Origin of the sequence: Agrobacterium rubi TR3 = NBRC 13261, assembly GCF_000739935.1 — a bacterium.
GTDB lineage: Bacteria > Pseudomonadota > Alphaproteobacteria > Rhizobiales > Rhizobiaceae > Agrobacterium > Agrobacterium rubi.
Map to the genome: position 1 here is coordinate 105,337 of NZ_BBJU01000014.1, position 21,619 is coordinate 126,955.

Here is a 21,619-nt window from a genome sequence, read left to right on the forward strand (position 1 = left end):
TGTGTGTCGTTGCATTTTCGCCACAAAGTGTTGCTTGAAAATCACGGGGACGTTTAGATTCGCTGATAAGCGGCGTTCTCTCTTGCAAGACTGTGATGCCGCATAAAGCGGCTTGGGAAATGATCGATGCGCAAACCTGTCGCCGATAAGGTTTCCGACCGTGCGTCGGCCGATATAGTTATTGCCGACAGGCGGATGTCTTTTGCTTTCCCAGGGCTCGTGCTCGCGGGCGTTGCGTTGATATGCGCGATGCTGACACTCTTCGTGCTGCTGGGACTAACCCCGATCGCGCCCACAACCAACGTCGTCATCGCCTCGGTCATCATCAATTCCCTGTTCGTGATCGGTCTAATGTATCTCATTGGCCGGGAGATCAACCGCCTGATGAAGGCGCGGCGTCGGGGCAGGGCGGCAGCCCGGCTCCATGTGCGCATCGTCGCTCTTTTTTCCATCGTCGCGATCACGCCTGCCGTGCTGGTGGCGATCTTTGCCAGTATCACGCTGAATGTCGGTCTCGACCGTTGGTTTGCCCTGCGCACACAAGCCATCGTTGATTCCTCCAGCAACATCGCCCAGGCCTATATGCTGGAAAATGCCGGTTATTTGCAGGGCCAGACGCTCTCCATGGCGACAGACCTCGATCGCAACCGCGCGCTTTTCTATCTCGACCGCACCGGCTTTGTGGAACTGATGACGCGGCAGGCCAAGGGCCGCGGCCTTCTTGGGGCATTTCTGGTGCAACAGGACGGCGATGCCGTTGTGCAGGCCGATATCAAGACCGAAAAGCCACTGCCCGCCATTCCGCAGGATGCGCTCGAAAAGGCCGGTGCTGGCCAGCCAACCCTCATTCCGCCCGGCGTTACCAACCTCGTCGGTGCGATAATCAAGCTTGAAGGCATTGGCGGCACCTTCCTTTACACCGTGCGAGCGGTTGACCCCAAGGTCATGTCGGCCATGCGGCTGATGGAGGAAAACCGCGCCGAATATAACGCGATGGAGGCAGGTCGTGCGCCGCTGCAAATCGCCTTTGCCATTCTCTATCTCGGTTTTGCGCTGATCGTGCTTCTGGCTGCCATCTGGACCGCTATCGCGGTTGCGGACCGGATCGTGCGGCCCATTCGCCTTCTGATCAGCGCGGCAGATAGCGTCGCCATGGGCAACATGCATGTGCTGGTGCCGGTACGTGCCGTTGATGGTGACGTTGGTCGCCTGGCGCGGACCTTCAACAAGATGATTTCCGAGATCCGCAGCCAGCAGGACGAAATCATCGAGGCCAAGGATGACATCGATAACCGTCGTCGCTTTATCGAAGCGGTGCTGTCAGGGGTAACGGCGGCTGTGATCGGAGTGGATGAGCATCGCAATATCACGATTGCAAACCCGTCTGCGGAAGAGTTTCTGGCCGTATCTTCCGAACAGCTGGTGGGGTCACCGCTGGTGGAGGTGGCACCTGAGATCGAACATGTCGTGACCGAAGCTGCTGCCTCCGCGCGCATGGATTTTCGCCACCAGATCAACATCGTCAGGCGCGGTAAAGAACGCACGCTCAACGTTCAGGTCACCCGTGAAGACGCGCGCGACGGACACGAATCCTACGTCATCACGCTGGATGACATTACCGATCTCCTGATCGCGCAGCGCTCTACCGCGTGGTCGGAAGTAGCGCGGCGCATCGCCCATGAAATCAAGAACCCGCTGACGCCCATCCAGCTTTCTGCCGAACGCATCAAGCGCCGGTTTGGCAAGCAAATCCATGATGAGGCGGACCGCGCTGTGTTCGACCAGTGTACGGACACCATCGTGCGCCAGGTGGGCGACATTGGCCGCATGGTCGATGAATTCTCGGCTTTTGCCCGTATGCCGAAGCCGACCAAGGAAATGTCGGATCTGCGCACGGTTCTCAAGGATGCCACATTCCTGCGGGAAATGGGCGCTGCGCATATCGAATTCGCAACAGAGCTGGGTGATGAGCCGCTGGAAGGCATGTTCGACTCGCGCATGCTGGGGCAGGCCTTCGGCAACCTCATCAAGAATGCGACAGAGGCTATCGAGTCGGTCGAGACGAGCGACACACCGCGCAAGGGTAAGATCGTCGTTCGCGCATCCTTTGACGAGCACAACAATCGCTTCATTGCTGACGTCATCGACAATGGTCGCGGCCTTCCGGTCGAAAACCGTCACCGCATTCTGGAGCCCTATATGACGATGCGAGAGAAGGGCACGGGCCTCGGTCTCGCCATCGTCAAGAAAATCATTGAAGAACACGGCGGTCATCTGGAGTTGCATGATGCGCCCGCCGATTTCGATCATGGCCATGGTGCCATGATCAGAGTGCTGTTGCCGCATGTCGAAGTGGCGGCCAGCGAAAGAGACAAGGAAGTTGCATATGGCGTCTGACATTCTGGTCGTAGATGACGAAGCGGATATCCGCGAAATTGTAGCCGGCATTCTGTCCGATGAGGGCCACGAAACACGCATGGCGTTTGACAGCGACAGTGCCCTTGCTGCCATTTCCGAGCGCGTTCCACGGCTGATCTTCCTGGATATCTGGATGCAGGGCAGCAAGCTGGATGGCTTGGCGCTGCTGGACGAGATCAAGAACCGTCACCCTGAACTTCCTGTGGTGATGATTTCCGGTCACGGCAATATCGAAACCGCCGTCAATGCCATCAAGCGCGGTGCTTTCGACTTCATCGAAAAACCCTTCAAGGCCGACCGCCTGATTCTGATTGCCGAGCGGGCGCTGGAAAACTCCAAGCTGAAGCGCGAGGTATCCGAGCTAAAAAAGCGTACGGGCGATGCGGTTGAACTGATCGGCGCTTCGCTCGCCGTATCACAGCTACGCCAGACCATCGACCGCGTATCGCCCACCAATAGCCGCATCATGATTCTTGGTCCTTCCGGTTCCGGCAAGGAACTGGTGGCGCGGATGATTCACAAGAAGTCGTCGCGGGCGACCGGACCATTCGTGGCCTTGAATGCCGCTACGATCACGCCTGACCGCATGGAAATCGCACTGTTCGGCACCGAAGGTCTGCCCGGCCAGCCCCGCAAGGTCGGTGCGCTAGAAGAGGCGCATCGCGGCGTTCTCTACCTTGATGAAGTCGGTGAGATGCCGCGCGAAACGCAAAACAAGATTTTGCGGGTTCTGGTCGATCAACAGTTCGAGCGCGTCGGGGGCGGTAAGCGGGTGAAGGTGGATGTCCGCATCATCTCGTCCACGGCCCACAACCTCGAAGGGCTGATCGCAGACGGCATGTTCCGCGAAGACCTGTACCATCGTCTCGCTGTGGTTCCGGTAAAGGTTCCGGCCCTGTCCGAGCGTCGTGAGGATATTCCTTTTCTCGTGGACATGTTCATGCGCCAGATTTCCGAGCAGGCCGGCATCCGTCCGCGCAAGATCGGCGATGATGCCATGGCCGTTCTGCAGACCCATGACTGGCCCGGCAATATCCGTCAGCTGCGCAACAACATCGAACGGCTGATGATTCTTGCGCGTCCCGATGGTGTCGACACGCCGATTTCAGCCGACATGTTGCCTGCCGATATCGGTGATATGCTTCCGAAGATTGCAGCCCAGGGCGATCAACACATCATGACGCTGCCCTTGCGAGAGGCGCGTGAGATGTTCGAGCGGGATTATCTCGTGGCCCAGATCAACCGGTTCGGCGGCAATATTTCCCGCACGGCGGAATTTGTCGGCATGGAACGCTCGGCGCTGCATCGCAAATTGAAGTCGCTCGGCGTATAACGATCCAAAGCTGCCGTCTGGTCCGTAGAGAGAGCGTATGAAAGTCATCATTTGCGGCGCAGGCCAGGTGGGTTACGGCATTGCGGAGCAATTGTCGCGTGAGGACAATGAGGTCTCCGTTATCGATACCTCGGCGGCCCTGATCGCGGCGATCACTGAAACGCTCGATGTGCGCGGCTATGTGGGCCACGGCGCGCATCCGGATATGCTGGCGAAAGCGGGTGCCGATCAAGCCGACATGATCATCGCGGTCACACTTTACGATGAGATCAACATTGTCGCCTGTGAAGTGGCACACGCACTGTTCAGCGTGCCCACTAAGGTCGCCCGCATCCGCGATCAGAGCTACCTTCAGCCTGAGTATGGCGACCTGTTCAGCCGCGAGAATATGTCCATCGATGTCACCATCTCGCCTGAGATCGAGGTCGGCAAGATGGTGCTGCGGCGCATTGCCTTTCCGGGTGCGACGGATGTGGTGCGCTTTGCCGACGACAATGTCTTCATGCTGGCCATCGAGTGCATGGAGGACTGTCCTGTCATCAACACGCCGTTGCAGCAGCTCAGTCATCTCTTTCCGGACCTGATCGCGACTGTAGTCGGCGTCTATCGCAACGGTCATCTGAAGGCTATCGATTCCTCAGAGCAGCTTCGCACCGGCGATTTGGCCTATGTCATCTGCCAGCGCCAGCACGCACGCCGTACGCTCGGTCTTTTCGGCCATGAAGAAAAAGAGGCGGCCCGGATCGTCATCGCCGGCGGTGGCAACATCGGCCAATATGTAGCGCGCTGCATCGAGGATGTTCAGCCGAAAACGCGCGTCAAGATCATCGAGGCCGATCGGGATCGGGCTATTGCTGCATCCGAAAAACTGAATTCGACGATTGTCCTAAACGGCTCGGTGCTGGACCAGAAAATCCTGAACCAGGCCGATATTCAGGACGCGGATCTGATTGTGACGCTGACCAACAACGATCAGACCAATATCCTGGGCGCCGTGATGGCCAAGCAACTGGGCTGCAAATCCAACCTTGCGCTGCTGAATGGCCCATCCTTTCATGATGTCGCGAAATCGCTGGGGTTGGATGCCTTCATCAATCCGCGTGCCGTCACCATTTCGCGGGTGCTGCAACATGTTCGAAAAGGCCGCATCCGATCGGTCTATGCGGTGCAGCGCGGCAATGGCGAAATCATCGAGGCCGAGGCCTTGGATACGTCGCCGCTGGTGGGGCAGGCGTTACGTGACATGGAGTTGCCAGAGGGCGTTCGCATCGGTGTCATTTACCGCGACAAGACCGTGATCCGACCGGATGGCAGCACGACAATCAAGGCGAAAGACCGCGTCATCCTGTTTGCGTCGTCGGATGCGGTGCGTGAGGTGGAGCAGCTCTTTCGTGTATCCATTCAATATTTCTAAAACATTGTGTATGAAACGAAAAAGCGTGTCCTTGATAAATCCGGGTAAGTTTTTCGACGTTGCGGAACAGATCGTGATTTGATACCAGAGTTGCTGATCGGCTGACACGGGGACGAGGTTGGATCGATCCTATTATTGATTGTTTATTCCCGGTCTCCCATCCGGGCAAAAAAGAAAGAATCGGCGCCATGGCGGAACGTTCTCAAAACCTGCAAGATCTTTTCCTGAACACAGTTCGCAAGCAAAAGATCTCGCTGACAATATTTCTCATCAACGGTGTTAAACTGACGGGTGTTGTCACATCCTTCGATAATTTCTGCGTTCTGCTTCGTCGTGATGGGCACTCGCAGCTCGTCTACAAGCACGCGATCTCGACCATCATGCCGGGCCAGCCGATGCAGATGTTCGAGTCCGAAGAAGGCGCTGCGTAAAGCGGCGGCCACGACGGCACCACGACATTCCTGATTTTACAAACAACGGAACCTTGAACGAGGAGCCGTTGTTTTGCAGTGCATGCGCTCTTATATCTGTGATGAGCGATTTCAAAACGATCCGAAAGGTACGGGCACATTTCTACACGCGATACATCGAACGAATCCATTATCCCGGAACTGGAAAAGCGTCGGGATGACATGCGCGCTGTGGTCATTATCCCGGTTTTGAAACAGGGTCGAACTCCTAAGGAAGCCTCTGCCACGACGCCTCCGCGTTCAATGGAAGCCAAGCTTGAGGAAGCCAAGGGTCTGGCACTCGCCATCGACCTCCACGTTTCCCAAGGTCTGATCGTTCCCGTCAATCAACCACGTCCAGCCACGCTGTTTGGCAGCGGCAAGATAGAGGAAATCGGCCAGCTTCTGGACGAAACCGACTCCGGCCTCGTGATCATCGATCATCCGTTGACGCCGGTTCAGCAGCGCAATCTCGAAAAAGAGTGGAACGCGAAGGTCATCGACCGGACAGGTCTTATCTTGGAAATCTTCGGCCGTCGCGCTTCGACCAAGGAAGGTACGCTTCAGGTCGATCTCGCCCACCTGAATTATCAGAAGGGCCGACTCGTTAGAAGTTGGACCCACTTGGAGCGGCAGCGCGGCGGTGCAGGTTTCATGGGTGGTCCCGGTGAAACACAGATCGAAGCCGACCGTCGTTTGCTGCAGGACCGTATCGTCAAGCTGGAGCGCGAGCTGGAGCAGGTCGTTCGCACGCGCCAACTGCACCGTGCCAAACGCCGCAAGGTGCCGCATCCCATCGTGGCGCTAGTTGGTTATACCAATGCCGGTAAATCGACACTGTTCAATCGCGTGACGGGTGCCGGTGTCCTAGCTGAAGACATGCTCTTCGCCACTCTGGACCCGACTTTGCGCCGGATGAAACTGCCGCATGGTCGCACTGTCATCATGTCCGACACGGTGGGCTTCATCTCCGATCTGCCCACCCATCTAGTTGCCGCGTTCCGTGCGACGCTGGAAGAGGTTCTGGAAGCGGACCTTATCCTGCATGTGCGGGATATGTCCGATCCCGACAACGGCGCGCAATCTGCTGACGTTCTGCGCATTCTGAGTGATCTTGGAATCGACGAAAAAGTTGCCGATGAGCGGATCATCGAAGTCTGGAACAAGGTCGACAGGCTTGATACCGAAACCCACGACGCGATGATGCACAAGGCAGAAGGACGTGCCAATGTGCGCGCTGTGTCCGCGATTACCGGCGAGGGCGTCGATGCGTTGATGGACGAGATATCGCAGCGTCTGTCAGGCGTTCTGGTGGAAAGCTCCGTTGTCCTCGACGTCGATCAGCTCCAGCTTTTGTCGTGGGTCTACAGCAACGCCATCGTCGATGGACGTCAGGATAATGAGGATGGCTCCGTCACTCTGGATGTCCGTCTGTCTGACGCGCAGGCGCTCGAACTCGACCGCCGGTTGGGTCACCCAAACAAGTCTGTTCCCGAAGAGCGGGGCGCTTAGAGGTTCGTAGACCAATCAGCGTTTTGGAACGAATATGCCAAGTCTAGTGAGGATTACGATATATCCGTTCTAATTATCTGTGCGCAGCCGAAAATACGTTCTATTTCAGAGTTTATCATCAGAAGCTGATAAGAACATCTGGTTATCAATCACCACTATTTAGTTAGACTTTCGTAATGAAATCCATGCGATATCATCGTCTCATTCGCACGAGCTGATGATATGCAACCTTTAGACCTCAATACCGTTTTGATCCTCCACAAACTCTCGTTCTTTGTGGCAGCGCTCTGCTTTCTTTATGTGCGGTCTCAATCACGTGAAAGCGTCGGTTTGGGGTTTCTTGCGGCGGGCTTCTTTCTTGTTGCGATGGCAACGACGCTCGTCGGTATCGGCAAGATTTTCAACGATTATTCCAATGTTTTCGCGCTGGCTGGCAATTTTGCCGGGCTGGTTGGGTACTCGATCTTCTGGATCGGCATGTGCAGAATCAGCAGGCAGCGACTGAGGCGCCGCGAGTGGTTCGTGTTGTGCATACCGGTTCTTGTTTGCATCTCTCTACTTGCGACAGGTTTTTATAACTCCACTGAAACCAGGACGATTGCCTTTCAGGCAACAGCATCGTTGCTGCTGATGGCCGCCGCCTGCACAGTATTTGCGGATCGTATCGTCGAGCCGCTTCCGGTGCGAAAAGCGCTGACGGGAACGATCTTGTTTGCGTCGTTTCTCAGCATGTTGATCGCCATCGGCCTCCTGTTCCCCAGCCTTGCCTATTTCTCACCGAGAAACGCGTTTTTCGTTTCCATTCTCTGCCATTTTGCCATTGCCGTCTTCGTTCTGGCATTGGTGAAGGAGCGGGCGGAGGAGGGCTTGAAGCGGCTCGTCGGCCTTGATGTATTGACGGGTGTGCCGAACAGGCGGTCCTTTTCATCCCGTCTGCCGGACCAGTTGCGTCAGGGCGATACGATCGTGATGATCGATATCGATCATTTCAAGCGGATCAATGATGGTTTTGGACACCTGGCAGGCGACGAGGTTTTGATCCGCGTTGCACAGGAGCTTTTGTCGCGCATTCGCCCGAATGAGAGTTTCGCCCGTTTCGGCGGCGAAGAGTTCATCCTCTATCTGCCGGCAACGGAAGACGCTGACGCGGTGACCTTTGCTGAAAACATTCGACAGATCGTCAGCGCCATCAAGCATTCGATAGAAGACCAGAAAGTCGTTGCGACATTGAGCATGGGACTTGCAGTTTGCGAAGAAAAAACCTGTTCGCCGCTGGCCCTCATGAAGCAGGCCGACACGGCGCTCTATGCATCGAAAGCGTCGGGTCGTGATCGCTTGACCGTCTACAGCAAAGAGCGTTTTGCTAGCGAGTCGGCCACGCCAAACGGTGCGCGCCACGCGAGCTAATCATACGTTACTCGGCAATCTGACGCTCGATAGCCTTCGCCGACTGCCAAAGGTCCTCCATACGTTGCAGCGTCGCTGCCTCTAACGTTTCACCATTTTCGGCAAGCGATGTCTCGATTTGGCGGAAGCGGCGGCGGAATTTTGTGTTGGTTCCCCGCAATGCGTTTTCTGGATCAGTCTTGACGTGGCGGCCGATGTTGACGAGGGCAAACATCAGATCTCCCAGCTCATCAGCCACCTTTTCCGGCTTGCCATCTGCCAGAGCCTCGCGAAGCTCTTGAACTTCTTCCTCGATCTTATCGAGAATGGGCTCTGGTGCCGACCAGTCAAAGCCGACGCGTGCGGCTTGCTCCTGAAGTTTCAATGCTTCCGTTAGGGCGGGCTGCGTGCGCTGGACAGATCCGAGGAAACCGGTCTTGAAATCCTCGGTCACACCGCGGGCTGCGCGACGCTCGGCGCGTTCACGCTTTTCCTGCGCCTTGATGACATCCCACTGTATCTTCACCGTTTCAGGCGTATCGGCGTCTGACACCGCAAACACATGTGGATGGCGTCGGATCATCTTGGATGTCACGGCCTGCACGACATCGCCGAATGAGAATGCCCCCATTTCCTCGGCGATACGGGAATGGAAAACAACCTGCAGCAAGAGATCGCCCAGCTCGTCGCAGAGATCGTCCATATCGTTGCGCTCAATGGCGTCGGCGACTTCATAAGCTTCTTCGACCGTATAGGGTTTGATCGTCTCGAAGGTCTGTACGATGTCCCACGGGCATCCGGTTTTTGGCTGGCGCAGTGCTTCCATGATCTCGATGAGACGGGAAATATCCTTCGAGGCTTCCATATGCTGATGCTTTCTGCTGCGTTTCAGTTGAGTGGAATGTCGTTGTCACTTTTCGACAACTGGTAGTTCAAGGAGAGATCGTGATACGCACTCTTGATGCGGGCGGTTTGTTCTTTCAGTCTCGTCTTGAGAGGTCCGTCTTCCGTCTCCACGAGGTCGGCGATGAAATAGGAGTTCCAGAAGGCGTTGTTGCGTCTGTACCCGCCCGGCTCCAACCCGAAGACTTCCTTGAGAATCTTCAGATCATGCGGAATGGCAAAGGCATCGCGTGAGTCTTCATGGCTGAAGAAGGAGTAGAAATTGTCGAAACCGGCCCAGGTGATCGCCGACATGCACATCGTGCAGGGTTCATGCGTGGACAGAAAGATCAGATCTTTCGTGTCGGGCTTTTCACCCAGTTCGTGGAAGCGCTTTAGCGTGTGAACCTCACCGTGCCACAGAGGATTTTCCAATTCGTTGTTGGTTTCTGCCACCACAAGGGACAGATCCGACTTGCGCAAAATGGCAGCACCAAACACCTTGTTGCCAAGGGCAACGCCTTTGGCGGTGAGGGGGAGGATGTCGTTCTCGATGACATCGAGCAGGCGAGACGCTATGGTGTGCTCAGTCAAGGTATTTTCCTGTTCTATCGATGCCTAATCATTGAACATTCTGGCGTCTGATTTGCCGAAAAAATGCACATAATTGGTAGAAAATGTGTGAAATTACAACGGCGTGACGAATTTGTGTCATCGGTTGCTTTTCCTTCAAATCAGCGCTTGCCGAGAAATAAAAATCTACTGCAATATAGCAAGCGAATTTCTGTACCTTCAATCCTGACGCTCGATCGGACATAAGTATGGGCATGCTTACACACGCTTCAGATAAAGCTGACCATCGGCTTACGACTTTTCCTGCTTTTTTCAAGGTGGACAAGCGTCCTGTTGCGGTTTTCGGAAACGGCGATGAGGCCTTTGCCAAGGTCCGTCTTCTGCTGAATACCAGCGCTGATATCCAGGCTTTTGCAGACGCGCCGCAGGATGACTATGCAGCCCTGCTGTCGCAAGGGAAAGTGAACCATCATGCCTTGCCTTTCTCGCCTGAACTGGTGGACGGCATGGTTCTCGTTTTCGCCGCAACCGGTGAAGAAGCGCTGGACCGTCAGATTGTCGACGTCGCGCGCGCAAAGCGCATCCCTGCCAACGCGGTTGACCAGCCTGGCTATTGTGATTTCTACACGCCGGGCCTCGTTTCCCGTGCTCCGTTGGCTGTTGCCATTTGCACGGAGGGGGCAGGGCCGGTTCTTGGTCAGATGGTCAGGGCGCGGATCGACCAGATGCTCGCACCTTCGCTCGGTCGGCTTGCGCGCCTCGCGATCGAGTATCGCGATGCGGCGGAACAGAATATTCAAAAGGGTGCGCTACGTCGTAATTTCTGGCGTCGCTTCTTCTCTGGCAGCGTTGCCGATTCCGTTGCCCTGAACGACATCGGTGCCGCTCACACGGCAGCAGCGCAGCTTTTGGCTTCACCTGAGCGTCCTGAAGGCTATGTTTGGCTGGTGGGTGCCGGTCCTGGTGCCGAGGATTTGCTGACCTTGCGGGCGCAGCGTGTGCTGATGCAGGCAGATGTCATCGTTTACGATGCGCTGGTGCCGCAGGAAATCGTCGATATGGGTCGGCGCGATGCCGAGCGGCTTTCCGTCGGCAAGCGCAAGGGCTGTCACTCCAAATCCCAGTCTGACATCAACAAGCTGTTGGTGTCGTTGGGAGAAGAGGGCAAGCGCGTCGTGCGCCTCAAATCTGGCGATCCACTCGTCTATGGTCGTGCAGCCGAGGAAATGGCGGCGTTGAGAGAAGCCGGTATCGGTTATGAAATCGTGCCCGGTATCACATCTGCTTTTGCGGCAGCCGCTGATTTCGAACTGCCACTGACTTTGCGCGGCGTTGCGTCCTCGCTGATTTTCACCACCGGTCACGATCTGGCGGGTGATGTGTTGCCGGATTGGGCGCGTCTTGCCGTCTCGGGCGCGACGATTGCAGTCTATATGGGCCGTTCCGTCGCCGCATCGGTTGCGACACGGTTGATGAGTGCCGGTCTCAATGCCGATACGACGGTTGCCGTCATCGAAAATGCCAGCCGTTCCTATCGCCGCCTTATGCATGGCACATTGAAGGATCTACCTGATCTGGAGCATTGCGACGAGTTGACCGGCCCGGTCATGGTCATCATTGGTGACGCCGTTGCGGGCGCGAATTTCGAAAGGTCCGAAGCGCTGTCCTCTGCCGACGCGCATTCCGATCTGAAGCAGGAGTATGCAAATGGTTGACAAGGTTCTGACAGCCAACCGTCTGGGTGATGGCATCGCCGTGTGGCTCGACGCCAATGGAGAGTGGAACGAAGACCTTCAGTCGGCGCTGGTTGCCCGCCATGCAGAGGCGGAAGCCTCGCTGGAAGAGATCGGCAAGCGCGATTTTTCCGCCAATAAGGTCGTGGACGTCAACATCGTCGATGTCACCGAACAGGATGGCCGCCTATGGCCGACACGCCTGCGCGAGAGAATTCGTGCGGCAGGACCAACCATGCATTACGCCAACGGCTTTGAGCCGGCGGACGCAGCCTTTATCGCAGTCTGAGGAATACCATGTATCGCTACGATGAGTTCGACCACGCATTTGTTCAAGGTCGCGTGGAGCAATTCCGCGATCAGGTGGAAAGACGCCTTTCAGGCGAACTGGCCGAGGATGCATTCAAGCCGCTGCGTCTGATGAACGGCGTTTATCTCCAGCTTCATGCCTATATGCTGCGCGTGGCCATTCCCTATGGCACGTTGAATGCCAAGCAGATGCGGATGCTGGCCCACATCGCCCGCAAATATGACCGAGGCTACGGCCACTTCACCACCCGTCAGAACATTCAGTACAACTGGCCGCGCCTTGCCGACACGCCGGATATTCTGGCGGAACTCGCGAGCGTGGAAATGCACGCGTTGCAAACATCGGGCAACTGCATTCGTAACGTCACCGCTGATCATTTCGCTGGTGCCGCCGCAGACGAAGTCGCGGACCCGCGCCCTTACGCTGAAATTCTGCGCCAATGGTCGTCCGTTCACCCAGAATTCTCCTTCCTGCCGCGTAAGTTCAAGATTGCCGTTACGGGTGCGGAAAAAGATCGCGCGGCCATTCAGGTGCATGATATCGGCCTGCACTTGAAGAAGAACGACAAGGGAGAAATCGGCTTTGCTGTCTACGTCGGTGGCGGGCAAGGCAGAACGCCGATGATCGCCAAGAAGATCAACGACTTCCTGCCCGAAGAGGACTTGCTGTCCTACACCACCGCCATCATGCGCGTTTACAATCTGCATGGCCGCCGCGACAACAAGTACAAGGCCCGCATCAAAATCCTCGTCCACGAGACGGGTGCTGAAGAACTAGCGCGTCAGGTGGAAGCGGAATTCGCCGAGTTGAAAAACGGCGAGTTGAAACTGCCCGATGCCGATATCGCTGCCATCACCTCCTACTTCGCGCTGCCGGACCTGAAGGCCCGCCCTGAAGGATGGGAAAGCCTTGCGCGCTGGAAGAAGGCCGACGCCGATTTCGCACGCTGGGTGGACCAAAACGTGCAGCCCCACACCAACCCGGATTACGGGATGGTGACGGTATCCCTCAAGCCCATTGGTGGCATTCCGGGTGACGCATCCGACGAGCAGATGGATCTCGTTGCCGATATCGCTGAAGAATACGCGCTGGATGAGATTCGCATCAGCCACGAACAGAATATCATTCTGCCGCATGTAGCTCTTGCCGATCTGGAGCCGGTTTATCGCGCGCTTATGGGTGCTGGTCTCGCGACAGCAAATGCCGGTTTGATTACCGATATCATTGCCTGTCCCGGGCTGGACTATTGCGCGCTCGCCAATGCACGCTCTATTCCAGTGTCGCAGGAAATTTCCACCCGCTTCGGTTCGCCGGAACGTCAGGCCGAAATCGGTGAGTTGAAGATCAAGATTTCCGGCTGCATCAACGCCTGCGGTCATCACCATGTCGGCCATATCGGTCTGCTGGGTGTGGAAAAGAAGGGTGCCGAACTCTACCAGATCACGCTAGGCGGATCGGGTGACGAGAACTCGTCCATCGGTGAGATCATCGGTCGCGGCTTCGAGCCGGAGAAGGTAACCGACGCGGTGGAGACCATCGTCGATACCTATCTCGGCCTGCGTCTGTCGAAAGAAGAGACCTTCCTCGACGCCTATCGCCGTGTCGGCGCGCAGCCTTTCAAGGACGCGCTCTATCCGGCAACCGCCGCAGCCGCGTAAGGAGCCGCATCATGACAAAAATCTGGAATGAGAGCGGTTTCGTGGAGAACGATCCGTGGGTCATCGAGACCGAAGAGGTCAAGGCGCAAGATGGCCAGCAGGCCGTTCTTGGGCTTGATGCTTTCATTGCGCGCGCTGAGGAAAGCAACGATATCGGCCTTGGTGTTCTTGTGACACCGGCGGATGATGTCGAAAAGCTTCGTCCGTTCATCGATCGCATCGGGCTGGTCGCGGTCAGTTTCCCTGCCTTCAGCGATGGTCGTGGTTTCAGCCACGCATCGCTGTTGCGCACGCGCCTGAACTATCAGGGCGAGTTGCGGGCGGTGGGTGATGTGCTGATCGACCAGGTGCCGCTGATGCTCCGCACCGGTTTCACCAGCTTTGCCGTCACGAACGAAACGGCGATCCGTCGCCTGTCGGAAAACCGATTGCCGGGCATCGATGTCTATTACCAGCCGACGGCCAAGCCTGCGCCGGGGGAACAGTCCTACAGCTGGCGACGCCGTGCGGCGATATGAACTCTTGCCTGGAAATATGAGTTTTAGATACATATTTCTACTCGCATAGCACCAATGACATTCCTGTACCTTCAAAAGCAGGGCCGGATGGTATATTGCCCCATCTGAAAATGTCGCACACCATGAAGATGGACGGATAGAGAATGAACGCTCCAGCCAAGACGGAAGAATTTGCGGTGAAAATCCCTGACGGCGTTTATGCTGAGACGGTGCTTTCGGTCGAGCATTATACGGATCACCTGTTCCGCTTCCGCATGACGCGTCCCGCTGGCTTCCGTTTCCGTTCGGGTGAGTTCGCCATGATCGGCCTGATGGTGGGTGAAAAGCCTATCTACCGTGCCTATTCCATCGCCAGCCCTTCTTGGGATGAAGAGCTGGAATTCTTCTCGATCAAGGTGCCGGATGGTCCGCTGACATCGCACCTCCAGCAGATCAAGCCCGGCGACACGGTGCTGATGCGCAAGAAGCCGACAGGCACGCTGGTTCTGGATGCGCTGACGCCCGGCAAGCGTCTTTATATGTTCTCGACCGGAACCGGCATCGCGCCATTCGCAAGTCTCATTCGTGACCCGGAAACCTATGAGAAGTTCGAGGAAGTCATCCTCACCCATACCTGCCGCGACGTTGCTGAGTTGAAATACGGCTTCGATCTGGTTGAAGAGATCAAGAACCATGAGTTCCTGAGCGAGTTGGTCGGTGACAAGCTGAAGCACTACGCGACCGTCACGCGCCAGGATTACGCCTTCACAGGTCGCATCACGGATCTTATCGAAAATGGCAAGATGTTTGCAGATCTCGGCGTGCCAGCGTTCGATCCTGCTGTGGATCGCGGCATGATTTGCGGCTCTACCGCAATGCTGAAGGATACCAAGGCACTTCTCGAGCAGGCTGGCTTGAACGAGGGTGCAAACAACAAACCAGCCGAGTTCGTGATCGAACGGGCCTTTGTGGGCTGATCCTAATTTTACGTATTAAAAAAGGAGGCCATTTGGCCTCCTTTTTCGTTTCAGCCGTCCGTTTCCTGCGCCGGCGCAATATCGTGTCGGAACATCAGGAACAACACGATTGCGATGGCTGCAATGCCGCCTCCGACGAGGTGTGAAAGCGCATAACCGCCTTCGGTGGTCAGCCAGCCCGCCACGCCATTGCTGAGAGACGCGCCGATGCCCTGAACGGTCATCACGCTGGCAAGGCCGACGTTGAAACGTCCGGTGCCTTTCAGAATTCTTTCGACAGCAACCGGCGTTGCGATGCCGAGTAGGCCAGCGCCGATGCCATCCAGCAACTGTACGGGGTAGATCACCCAGAACTCATGGAACGATGCCGCCAGCACGCCGCGAATAGGGAGGGCTGCAAGTGCGATCAGGAACACCGCTGACAGACCGAAGCGGCGGATGAGCCATGGTGCGAGGGCAGCAACGAAGATCATGGCAAACTGCGCGACACCGGTAATGATAGCGGTGGTACGGAAGGGCGTGTTCAATTCGATTGCGAAATTCTGCGCGATCAATCTGCCCATGGGCGCATTGCCGAAGTGGAAAATCAGCAGAATGATGGAGAGAAAAATCAGGCCCCGTTCTTTGAACAGAACCTTGAAGCCGGATGGTCCCGGCTCGCCTTCGTCGTGACCCAACCCGCGCGCGACCTTGTGGTCGATCCGTTTGGGATCGATAGCAACGACCGCAGCAATAGCGCCAATCGCGGTTGCGACCATGAGACCGATAACGCCTGATATGCCAAAGGCGGTTACGGCGAAATAGGTGGCAAATAGCGAAACGAAATTGCCGCCGTGGTTCCAGAACTCGTTGCGGGAGATCTGTTGCGAGAACAGCTTCTCGCCGACGAGACCCAGCGTCAAACCGGCAAGGGCAGGGCCAACGACGGCCCCGACGACGGCGGTCATGATCTGGCCCGTCCAGACCACGGCCTCGTTGGTGAAGAGCAGCGTAATCAGCGCGCCGATCGTGACGAGAACGACGGGTATTGCAATCAAGGTGCGCTTCCATGTGGTGCCATCAACCAAGGCACCGCAAAGTGGTGTCGCGGCAAGTCCGACCAGCCCGCCAACGGTGGCGATAACGCCGAGCTGCATGGCCGACCAGCCGTTGGTGGCCAGAAACGCATCCAGAAACGGACCAAGCCCATCACGCGCGTCAGCCAGAAAGAAATTGAGGACTGCGAGGGCAAAAATCGAGCGATCGGACAGGCCTGTCCCTGGGGATTTCCCGAGAGAGCGAGCGCTGGCATCAATGGGCGTTGTTAGCGTTGTCATGAAAGGCTCTCCGGGAGGGGCGAGGTGAAGCTGGCGAGAAACGCGCATGATAGGTTTAGGTTGCTTTAGCGCATAACAATCTGTGCGAAGGAACAATCAGGATAGCCGGGCGTTCGGTCTGCACACACAAGGAACACGCGGATGACCGGCAAACTGATTTCCATGATAGCACTCGCGACTGCCCTGATGGCGCCACCGGCAATGGCCGATGAAAGCCAGTTTCTTTCCACTCTGAAAGGAAGCTGGAAGGGTTCAGGCACCGTCACCACCAAGATCGGTTCCAAGCCCATCAAGGTGAATTGCACGTTCGACTCGACCTCATCTGGTCCATCACTGCGCATGAACGGCACATGCCGCGGCCTGCTCGTCATCCGCCGAGCGATCTCCGCTGATCTGAGCGCCTCCGGCACGCGCTACCGCGGAAACTATGTCGGGCCATCCGGCATACCCTCGGCACTCGCCGGTAGCCGCAACGGCAATTCCATCAATCTGTCGATTACGTGGAAACGCGTTATCAATGGAGACAAGGTCGCCGCCATGACTATCACCAAGGTCGGCAACAACGGCTTGCGTCTGCGCACGACCGACAAGGATGGTGCCGGTGGACCAACGGTAACGACCGCCGATATTCAGCTGACGCGCTAACGACACCAATTCCTCGTTTCAAATGAAAAGGCCCGGATCGCTCCGGGCCTTATTACTTTTATTCTGCAGCTTCCGCATATTCGCTCATTGGCGGGCAGGTGCAGATGAGGTTGCGGTCGCCATAGACGTTATCGACCCGGTTGACCGGAGACCAGTATTTGTCCACGCGGAATGCACCGGGTGGATAGCAGGCCTGTTCGCGGGAATAGGGGCGGTCCCAGTTCCCGACGAGGTCTTCCACAGTGTGGGGTGCGTTCTTCAGCGGGTTGTTGGCCTTGTCGGAACGACCTTCCTCGATGTCGCGAGCTTCCTGACGGATGGCCAGCATGGCATCGCAGAAGCGGTCAAGTTCGGCCTTCGGCTCGGATTCCGTCGGCTCGATCATCAGCGTTCCCGCAACCGGCCAGCTCATGGTCGGGGCGTGGAAGCCGCAGTCGATCAAACGCTTGGCAACATCATCCACCGTCACGCCGCAGCTTTCGTTGAGCGGGCGGGTGTCGATGATGCACTCATGCGCCACGCGTCCGGCTTCGGACTTGTAGAGCACGTCATAAGCGCCCTTCAGCCGTGCTGCGATATAGTTGGCGTTGAGGATCGCGACCTTGGTTGCCTGCGTCAGACCTTCGCCACCCATCATCAGGCAGTAGCTCCAGGAGATCGGCAGGATCGATGGAGAGCCGAAAGGTGCCGCCGAGACCGCACCCGTGCGTCCGTCGCTGGCCGGATGGCCGGGCAGGTAGGGAGCCAGATGCGCCTTGACGCCAATCGGGCCCATGCCGGGACCACCACCGCCATGCGGAATGCAGAACGTCTTGTGCAGGTTGAGGTGCGACACATCGGAGCCGATATCGCCTGGGCGGGACAGACCAACCATGGCGTTCATGTTGGCACCGTCAAGATAGACTTGGCCGCCATGCTCGTGGGTGATGTCGCAAATCTCGCGAACGGTCTCTTCGAACACACCGTGGGTCGACGGATAAGTGATCATGCAGCAAGAGAGGTTTTCCGCATATTGCATTGCTTTTGCACGGAAATCTTCGATATCGATGTCACCGTTTTCTCTCACCTTCACAGGCACCACGCGCATGCCGACCATCTGAGCCGAGGCAGGGTTTGTGCCGTGCGCAGAGGTTGGGATGAGGCAAACGTCGCGATGTGCATCGCCGCGCGCGAGGTGATAGTTGCGGATGGTCAACAGGCCCGCATATTCGCCCTGCGCACCGGAATTTGGCTGCATGGAGAAGGCGTCGTAGCCGGTGACCTGGCACAGCTTGGTGGAGAGATCGTCGATCATCTCCTTGTAGCCCAGTGCCTGATCGGCTGGCACGAAGGGGTGGATATCGGAGAATTCCGGCCATGTGATCGGCAGCATTTCGGCTGTCGCGTTCAGCTTCATAGTGCAGGAACCGAGCGGGATCATGGAGCGGTCGAGCGCCAGATCACGGTCCGAAAGACGGCGGATGTAGCGGGTCATTTCGCTTTCGGCGCGGTTCATGTGGAATATCGGGTGCGTCATGTATTGCGTTGTGCGCAATAGGTTTTTGGGCAATCGATAATCCGGTTCGAAGTCCGAAATCGAGAAGTTGCCACCGAAGGCACGCCAGACCGATTCCAGCGTTGCCGGGCGCGTGCGCTCGTCAAGGCTCATGCCGATTTTCGTTGAGCCGACCTTGCGCAAGTTCACACCTTCGGCAACAGCGGCGCGCAGGATCAACGCCTGCATGTGGCCGACATCGACGGTGATCGTGTCGAAGAAGGTTTCCGGCTCGATGACGAAGCCGAGCTTCTCTAGACCCTTGGCCATCAGCACAGCCTTCTGGTGGGTCTGCTGGGCGATCGCCTTGATGCCCTGCGGGCCGTGGAAGACGCCATACATAGAGGCCATGACGGCCAGCAGCACCTGTGCGGTGCAGATGTTGGACGTGGCTTTTTCACGGCGGATATGCTGCTCGCGTGTCTGCAGCGACAGGCGGTAGGCGCGGTTACCGCGCGCATCGACCGAAACGCCGACGAGACGACCGGGCATGGAGCGCTTGATCGCGTCCTTGACGGCCATGAAGGCCGCATGCGGGCCGCCGTAACCAACGGGAACGCCGAAACGCTGCGACGAGCCGATGGCGATGTCAGCACTCATTTCACCGGGCGATTTCAGAAGCGTCAGCGCCAGCAGGTCGGTTGCAACAGCGGCGATTGCGCCCGTCTGGTGCAGACGGGAAATCAGGCCGGTGAAATCATTCACATGGCCGTGCGTGCCGGGATACTGGAACAGAGCGCCAAAGACATCGACGGGATCAAGATCGGTAAAGGGATTGCCAACGATGACATTCCAGCCGAGCGGTGCTGCACGGGTTTCGATCAGCGCGATGGTCTGCGGATGGCAGTTGGCATCCACGAAGAAGGCGGTCGCCTTGGACTTTGCCACGCGCTGGCACATTGCCATAGCTTCGGCAGCAGCGGTTGCTTCGTCCAGCAGCGAGGCGTTGGCGACATCGAGACCGGTCAGGTCGGAAATCATGGTCTGGAAGTTCAGCAGCGCTTCGAGACGACCCTGCGATATCTCTGGCTGGTACGGTGTGTAGGCGGTGTACCATGCCGGGTTCTCCAGAATGTTGCGCTGGATGACCGGTGGCGTGATGGTGCCGTAATAGCCCTGACCGATGAGCGAGGTCAGAACCTTGTTCTTGTTGGCGGTTTCGCGAAGACGGTCCAGCGCTTCGCGCTCCGTCAGCGCCGCACCCCATGCAAGCGGGGCCTTCTGGCGGATGGAGGACGGCACCGTCGCGTCGATGAGGGCGTCAAGGCTGTTGTAACCTATCACCTTCAGCATATCCGTCATTTCCGACGGCGACGGCCCGATATGACGCCGGTTGGCAAAGTCATAGGGCTGATAGTCGGTGAAATGGAACTCTGTGGGAGTCGTCATTACGCAATAAGCTCCTTATAGGCCGCTTCATCCAGCAGCGCATCGGCGTCGGAAGCGTTGGAAAGCTTGAGCTTGAAGAACCAGCCAGCGCCCTGCGGATCAGAGTTGACCAGCGATGGGTCGTCAACGATGGCCTGGTTGATTTCGGTGATCTCGCCATCCAGTGGACAATAGACGTCAGAAGCAGCCTTCACGCTCTCGACGGTTGCGGCATCGCCATCCTTGGAGAAGGTCGCGCCGACTTCCGGCAGTTCCACGAAAACGAGATCGCCTAGCTGCTCGGCAGCATGCGTCGTGATGCCGACGGTGGCGACATCGCCTTCGATCTTCAGCCACTCGTGTTCTTGAGTAAATTTCAGCATTGGTCTCTCCGGAAATTAGCGTTTGTAAGTGGGTGTGATGAAGGGCACGGCAGACACGCTTACGGGCAGGTACTTGCCACGCACTTCCGCGAATATGGCCGTGCCGGGTGTTGCGAAATCTTTCGGTACGTAGCCCATGGCGACAGGGCTTTCGACGGATGGTCCGAAACCGCCCGAGGTCACTTCGCCAATCTCGTTTTTGCCATCCGCATCGGCAAACAGCTTGACGTGGCCGCGGACCGGGGCCTTGCCCTCCGGCTTCAGGCCGACGCGGCGGCGGGTCGTGCCATTGGCAAGCTCACCGAGAATACGCTCAGCACCCGGAAAGCCGCCTTCGCGATCACCGCCAGTGCGGCGTGCTTTCTGGATGGCCCATTCTAAAGAGGCTTCGATGGGGGAGGTCGTGGTGTCGATGTCATTGCCGTAGAGGCAGAGGCCAGCTTCGAGGCGAAGACTGTCGCGTGCGCCGAGACCGATGGCTTCGCAATCAGGATGTTCGAGCAACGCCTTGGCGATGAACTCTGCCTTATCCGATGGAATGGAAATTTCAAAACCGTCTTCGCCGGAATAGCCGGAACGGGAGACGATGCAAGGTACGTCGAGAAGCGGAATTTCGCGGACATCCATGAACTTCATGCCAGACACGCCAGCCCACAATTCGGCCAAAACGGCTTCGGCACGTGGTCCCTGAAGCGCGATCAGTGCACGGTCTTCCAGAAGCGTGACGTCGCAGGTGTCGGAAAGATGCGCCTGCATATGCGCTAGATCGGCATCTTTGCAGGCGGCGTTGACGACGACAAAGAGGTGATCGCCCATATTGGTGATCATCAGGTCATCAAGAATGTTGCCGTCTGCATCGGTAAAGAACCCGTAGCGCTGGCGGCCTTCCTTGAGGCCAAGAAGATCGACCGGCACAAGCTTTTCGAGAGCCAGCGCGGCATCTTCGACCTTGCCGGACTTCGCCTTCACGATCACCTGACCCATATGGGAAACGTCGAACAGGCCAGCCGACGCGCGCGTGTGCAAATGCTCCTTGAGGACGCCTGCCGGGTATTGAACCGGCATGTCGTATCCTGCAAAGGGCACCATGCGGGCACCGAGGGACACGTGCAGAGAATGAAGCGGGGTGACTTGTAGAGCAGCAGTATCGGCCAAGAAAGCCTCCGAGGTTGCGCGATGTCGCGCGGGCTCATGTCATGGCACGCAACGTGCCGGGTTCAAGAGCCCCCTC

18 protein-coding genes are annotated in these 21,619 nt (G+C 57.2%); 12 read left to right on the plus strand and 6 right to left on the minus strand.

The window, feature by feature from the left end; all coding sequences use genetic code 11:
* The first annotated feature begins 126 nt into the window (after positions 1-126).
* The 6 genes from RRU01S_RS11635 (at position 127) to RRU01S_RS11660 (ending at position 8,533) form a co-directional block, all read left to right on the plus strand.
* The gene (locus tag RRU01S_RS11635) at positions 127-2,397 is read left to right on the plus strand and encodes a sensor histidine kinase NtrY-like (RefSeq protein ID WP_045230443.1); all 2,271 of its coding nucleotides are present in this window, start codon (positions 127-129) and stop codon (positions 2,395-2,397) included.
* Positions 2,387-3,751, plus strand: a complete 1,365-nt coding sequence (ntrX, locus tag RRU01S_RS11640) for a nitrogen assimilation response regulator NtrX (RefSeq protein ID WP_045230444.1) — start codon at positions 2,387-2,389, stop codon at positions 3,749-3,751. Before RRU01S_RS11635 ends, ntrX begins: the two co-directional genes overlap by 11 nt.
* 37 nt (positions 3,752-3,788) lie before the next feature.
* On the plus strand, positions 3,789-5,165 hold the full coding sequence (gene trkA, locus RRU01S_RS11645; RefSeq protein ID WP_045230445.1) for a Trk system potassium transporter TrkA: 1,377 nt from the start codon (positions 3,789-3,791) through the stop codon (positions 5,163-5,165).
* 188 nt (positions 5,166-5,353) lie between these two features.
* Positions 5,354-5,596, plus strand: coding sequence for an RNA chaperone Hfq (gene hfq, locus RRU01S_RS11650; protein ID WP_003496145.1), 243 nt, complete (start codon positions 5,354-5,356; stop codon positions 5,594-5,596).
* Positions 5,597-5,797: 201 nt separating this feature from the next.
* On the plus strand, positions 5,798-7,126 hold the full coding sequence (hflX, locus tag RRU01S_RS11655) for a GTPase HflX (protein ID WP_045230446.1): 1,329 nt from the start codon (positions 5,798-5,800) through the stop codon (positions 7,124-7,126).
* A gap of 222 nt (positions 7,127-7,348) precedes the next feature.
* Positions 7,349-8,533, plus strand: coding sequence for a GGDEF domain-containing protein (locus tag RRU01S_RS11660; RefSeq protein WP_045230447.1), 1,185 nt, complete (start codon positions 7,349-7,351; stop codon positions 8,531-8,533).
* 7 nt (positions 8,534-8,540) lie between these two features.
* Here the strand turns inward: RRU01S_RS11660 and mazG are convergent, their stop codons facing one another.
* Both mazG and RRU01S_RS11670 read right to left on the minus strand, forming a co-directional pair.
* Positions 8,541-9,377, minus strand: coding sequence for a nucleoside triphosphate pyrophosphohydrolase (gene mazG / locus RRU01S_RS11665; protein WP_045230448.1), 837 nt, complete (start codon positions 9,375-9,377; stop codon positions 8,541-8,543).
* Between the two features lie 23 nt (positions 9,378-9,400).
* Entirely contained in the window at positions 9,401-9,988 is a 588-nt protein-coding gene (locus RRU01S_RS11670) for a tRNA-specific adenosine deaminase (RefSeq protein ID WP_045230449.1), read from the minus strand.
* A 233-nt stretch (positions 9,989-10,221) separates the two neighbouring features.
* Between RRU01S_RS11670 and cysG the strand changes: the two genes are divergently transcribed.
* The 5 genes from cysG to RRU01S_RS11695 all read left to right on the plus strand — a co-directional run bounded on the left by cysG (position 10,222) and on the right by RRU01S_RS11695 (position 15,142).
* Positions 10,222-11,682 (plus strand): siroheme synthase CysG, encoded by a 1,461-nt coding sequence (gene cysG / locus RRU01S_RS11675; protein WP_045230622.1) that lies wholly within the window; start codon positions 10,222-10,224, stop codon positions 11,680-11,682.
* Positions 11,675-11,989, plus strand: coding sequence for a DUF2849 domain-containing protein (locus RRU01S_RS11680; RefSeq protein ID WP_045230450.1), 315 nt, complete (start codon positions 11,675-11,677; stop codon positions 11,987-11,989). The genes cysG and RRU01S_RS11680 overlap by 8 nt, the downstream gene beginning before the upstream one ends.
* A gap of 8 nt (positions 11,990-11,997) precedes the next feature.
* Positions 11,998-13,668 carry a nitrite/sulfite reductase gene (locus tag RRU01S_RS11685; protein ID WP_045230451.1) on the plus strand — a complete coding sequence of 557 codons (1,671 nt, stop codon included), beginning with the start codon at positions 11,998-12,000 and terminating at the stop codon, positions 13,666-13,668.
* 11 nt (positions 13,669-13,679) lie between these two features.
* Positions 13,680-14,186 (plus strand): DUF934 domain-containing protein, encoded by a 507-nt coding sequence (locus RRU01S_RS11690; protein ID WP_045230452.1) that lies wholly within the window; start codon positions 13,680-13,682, stop codon positions 14,184-14,186.
* 143 nt (positions 14,187-14,329) lie between these two features.
* Complete coding sequence (locus RRU01S_RS11695; protein ID WP_045230453.1) at positions 14,330-15,142, plus strand: ferredoxin--NADP reductase; 813 nt, start codon at positions 14,330-14,332, stop codon at positions 15,140-15,142.
* Between the two features lie 50 nt (positions 15,143-15,192).
* On the opposite strand, the gene RRU01S_RS11700 is transcribed toward RRU01S_RS11695, so the two are convergent.
* Positions 15,193-16,458: an MFS transporter gene (locus tag RRU01S_RS11700; RefSeq protein ID WP_045230454.1), complete on the minus strand. Its 1,266-nt coding sequence runs from the start codon at positions 16,456-16,458 to the stop codon at positions 15,193-15,195.
* A gap of 141 nt (positions 16,459-16,599) precedes the next feature.
* Between RRU01S_RS11700 and RRU01S_RS11705 the strand changes: the two genes are divergently transcribed.
* A complete protein-coding gene (locus RRU01S_RS11705) occupies positions 16,600-17,103 on the plus strand; it encodes a hypothetical protein (protein ID WP_045230455.1) in 504 nt (167 codons plus the stop codon).
* Positions 17,104-17,161: 58 nt separating this feature from the next.
* Here RRU01S_RS11705 and gcvP read toward each other — a convergent pair whose 3' ends face one another.
* Genes gcvP through gcvT form a run of 3 tightly spaced genes read right to left on the minus strand, consistent with a single transcriptional unit; the run spans position 17,162 to position 21,543 of the window.
* Positions 17,162-20,026 carry an aminomethyl-transferring glycine dehydrogenase gene (gcvP, locus tag RRU01S_RS11710; RefSeq protein ID WP_045230456.1) on the minus strand — a complete coding sequence of 955 codons (2,865 nt, stop codon included), beginning with the start codon at positions 20,024-20,026 and terminating at the stop codon, positions 17,162-17,164.
* On the minus strand, positions 20,026-20,388 hold the full coding sequence (gene gcvH, locus RRU01S_RS11715) for a glycine cleavage system protein GcvH (RefSeq protein WP_045230457.1): 363 nt from the start codon (positions 20,386-20,388) through the stop codon (positions 20,026-20,028). Before gcvH ends, gcvP begins: the two co-directional genes overlap by 1 nt.
* Positions 20,389-20,403: 15 nt before the next feature.
* Entirely contained in the window at positions 20,404-21,543 is a 1,140-nt protein-coding gene (gene gcvT, locus RRU01S_RS11720) for a glycine cleavage system aminomethyltransferase GcvT (RefSeq protein ID WP_045230458.1), read from the minus strand.
* Positions 21,544-21,619: the final 76 nt, after the last annotated feature.

Excerpts from the sequence above, each read along its gene's own strand:
- RRU01S_RS11635 (WP_045230443.1), top strand. The coding sequence starts at position 127 with ATGCGCAAACCTGTCGCCGATAAGGTTTCCGACCGTGCGTCGGCCGAT.
- ntrX (WP_045230444.1), top strand. The coding sequence starts at position 2,387 with ATGGCGTCTGACATTCTGGTCGTAGATGACGAAGCGGATATCCGCGAA.
- trkA (WP_045230445.1), top strand. The coding sequence starts at position 3,789 with ATGAAAGTCATCATTTGCGGCGCAGGCCAGGTGGGTTACGGCATTGCG.
- hfq (WP_003496145.1), top strand. The coding sequence starts at position 5,354 with ATGGCGGAACGTTCTCAAAACCTGCAAGATCTTTTCCTGAACACAGTT.
- hflX (WP_045230446.1), top strand. The coding sequence starts at position 5,798 with ATGCGCGCTGTGGTCATTATCCCGGTTTTGAAACAGGGTCGAACTCCT.
- RRU01S_RS11660 (WP_045230447.1), top strand. The coding sequence starts at position 7,349 with ATGCAACCTTTAGACCTCAATACCGTTTTGATCCTCCACAAACTCTCG.
- mazG (WP_045230448.1), bottom strand. The coding sequence starts at position 9,377 with ATGGAAGCCTCGAAGGATATTTCCCGTCTCATCGAGATCATGGAAGCA.
- cysG (WP_045230622.1), top strand. The coding sequence starts at position 10,222 with ATGCTTACACACGCTTCAGATAAAGCTGACCATCGGCTTACGACTTTT.
- RRU01S_RS11680 (WP_045230450.1), top strand. The coding sequence starts at position 11,675 with ATGGTTGACAAGGTTCTGACAGCCAACCGTCTGGGTGATGGCATCGCC.
- RRU01S_RS11685 (WP_045230451.1), top strand. The coding sequence starts at position 11,998 with ATGTATCGCTACGATGAGTTCGACCACGCATTTGTTCAAGGTCGCGTG.
- RRU01S_RS11690 (WP_045230452.1), top strand. The coding sequence starts at position 13,680 with ATGACAAAAATCTGGAATGAGAGCGGTTTCGTGGAGAACGATCCGTGG.
- RRU01S_RS11695 (WP_045230453.1), top strand. The coding sequence starts at position 14,330 with ATGAACGCTCCAGCCAAGACGGAAGAATTTGCGGTGAAAATCCCTGAC.
- RRU01S_RS11700 (WP_045230454.1), bottom strand. The coding sequence starts at position 16,458 with ATGACAACGCTAACAACGCCCATTGATGCCAGCGCTCGCTCTCTCGGG.
- RRU01S_RS11705 (WP_045230455.1), top strand. The coding sequence starts at position 16,600 with ATGACCGGCAAACTGATTTCCATGATAGCACTCGCGACTGCCCTGATG.
- gcvP (WP_045230456.1), bottom strand. The coding sequence starts at position 20,026 with ATGACGACTCCCACAGAGTTCCATTTCACCGACTATCAGCCCTATGAC.
- gcvH (WP_045230457.1), bottom strand. The coding sequence starts at position 20,388 with ATGCTGAAATTTACTCAAGAACACGAGTGGCTGAAGATCGAAGGCGAT.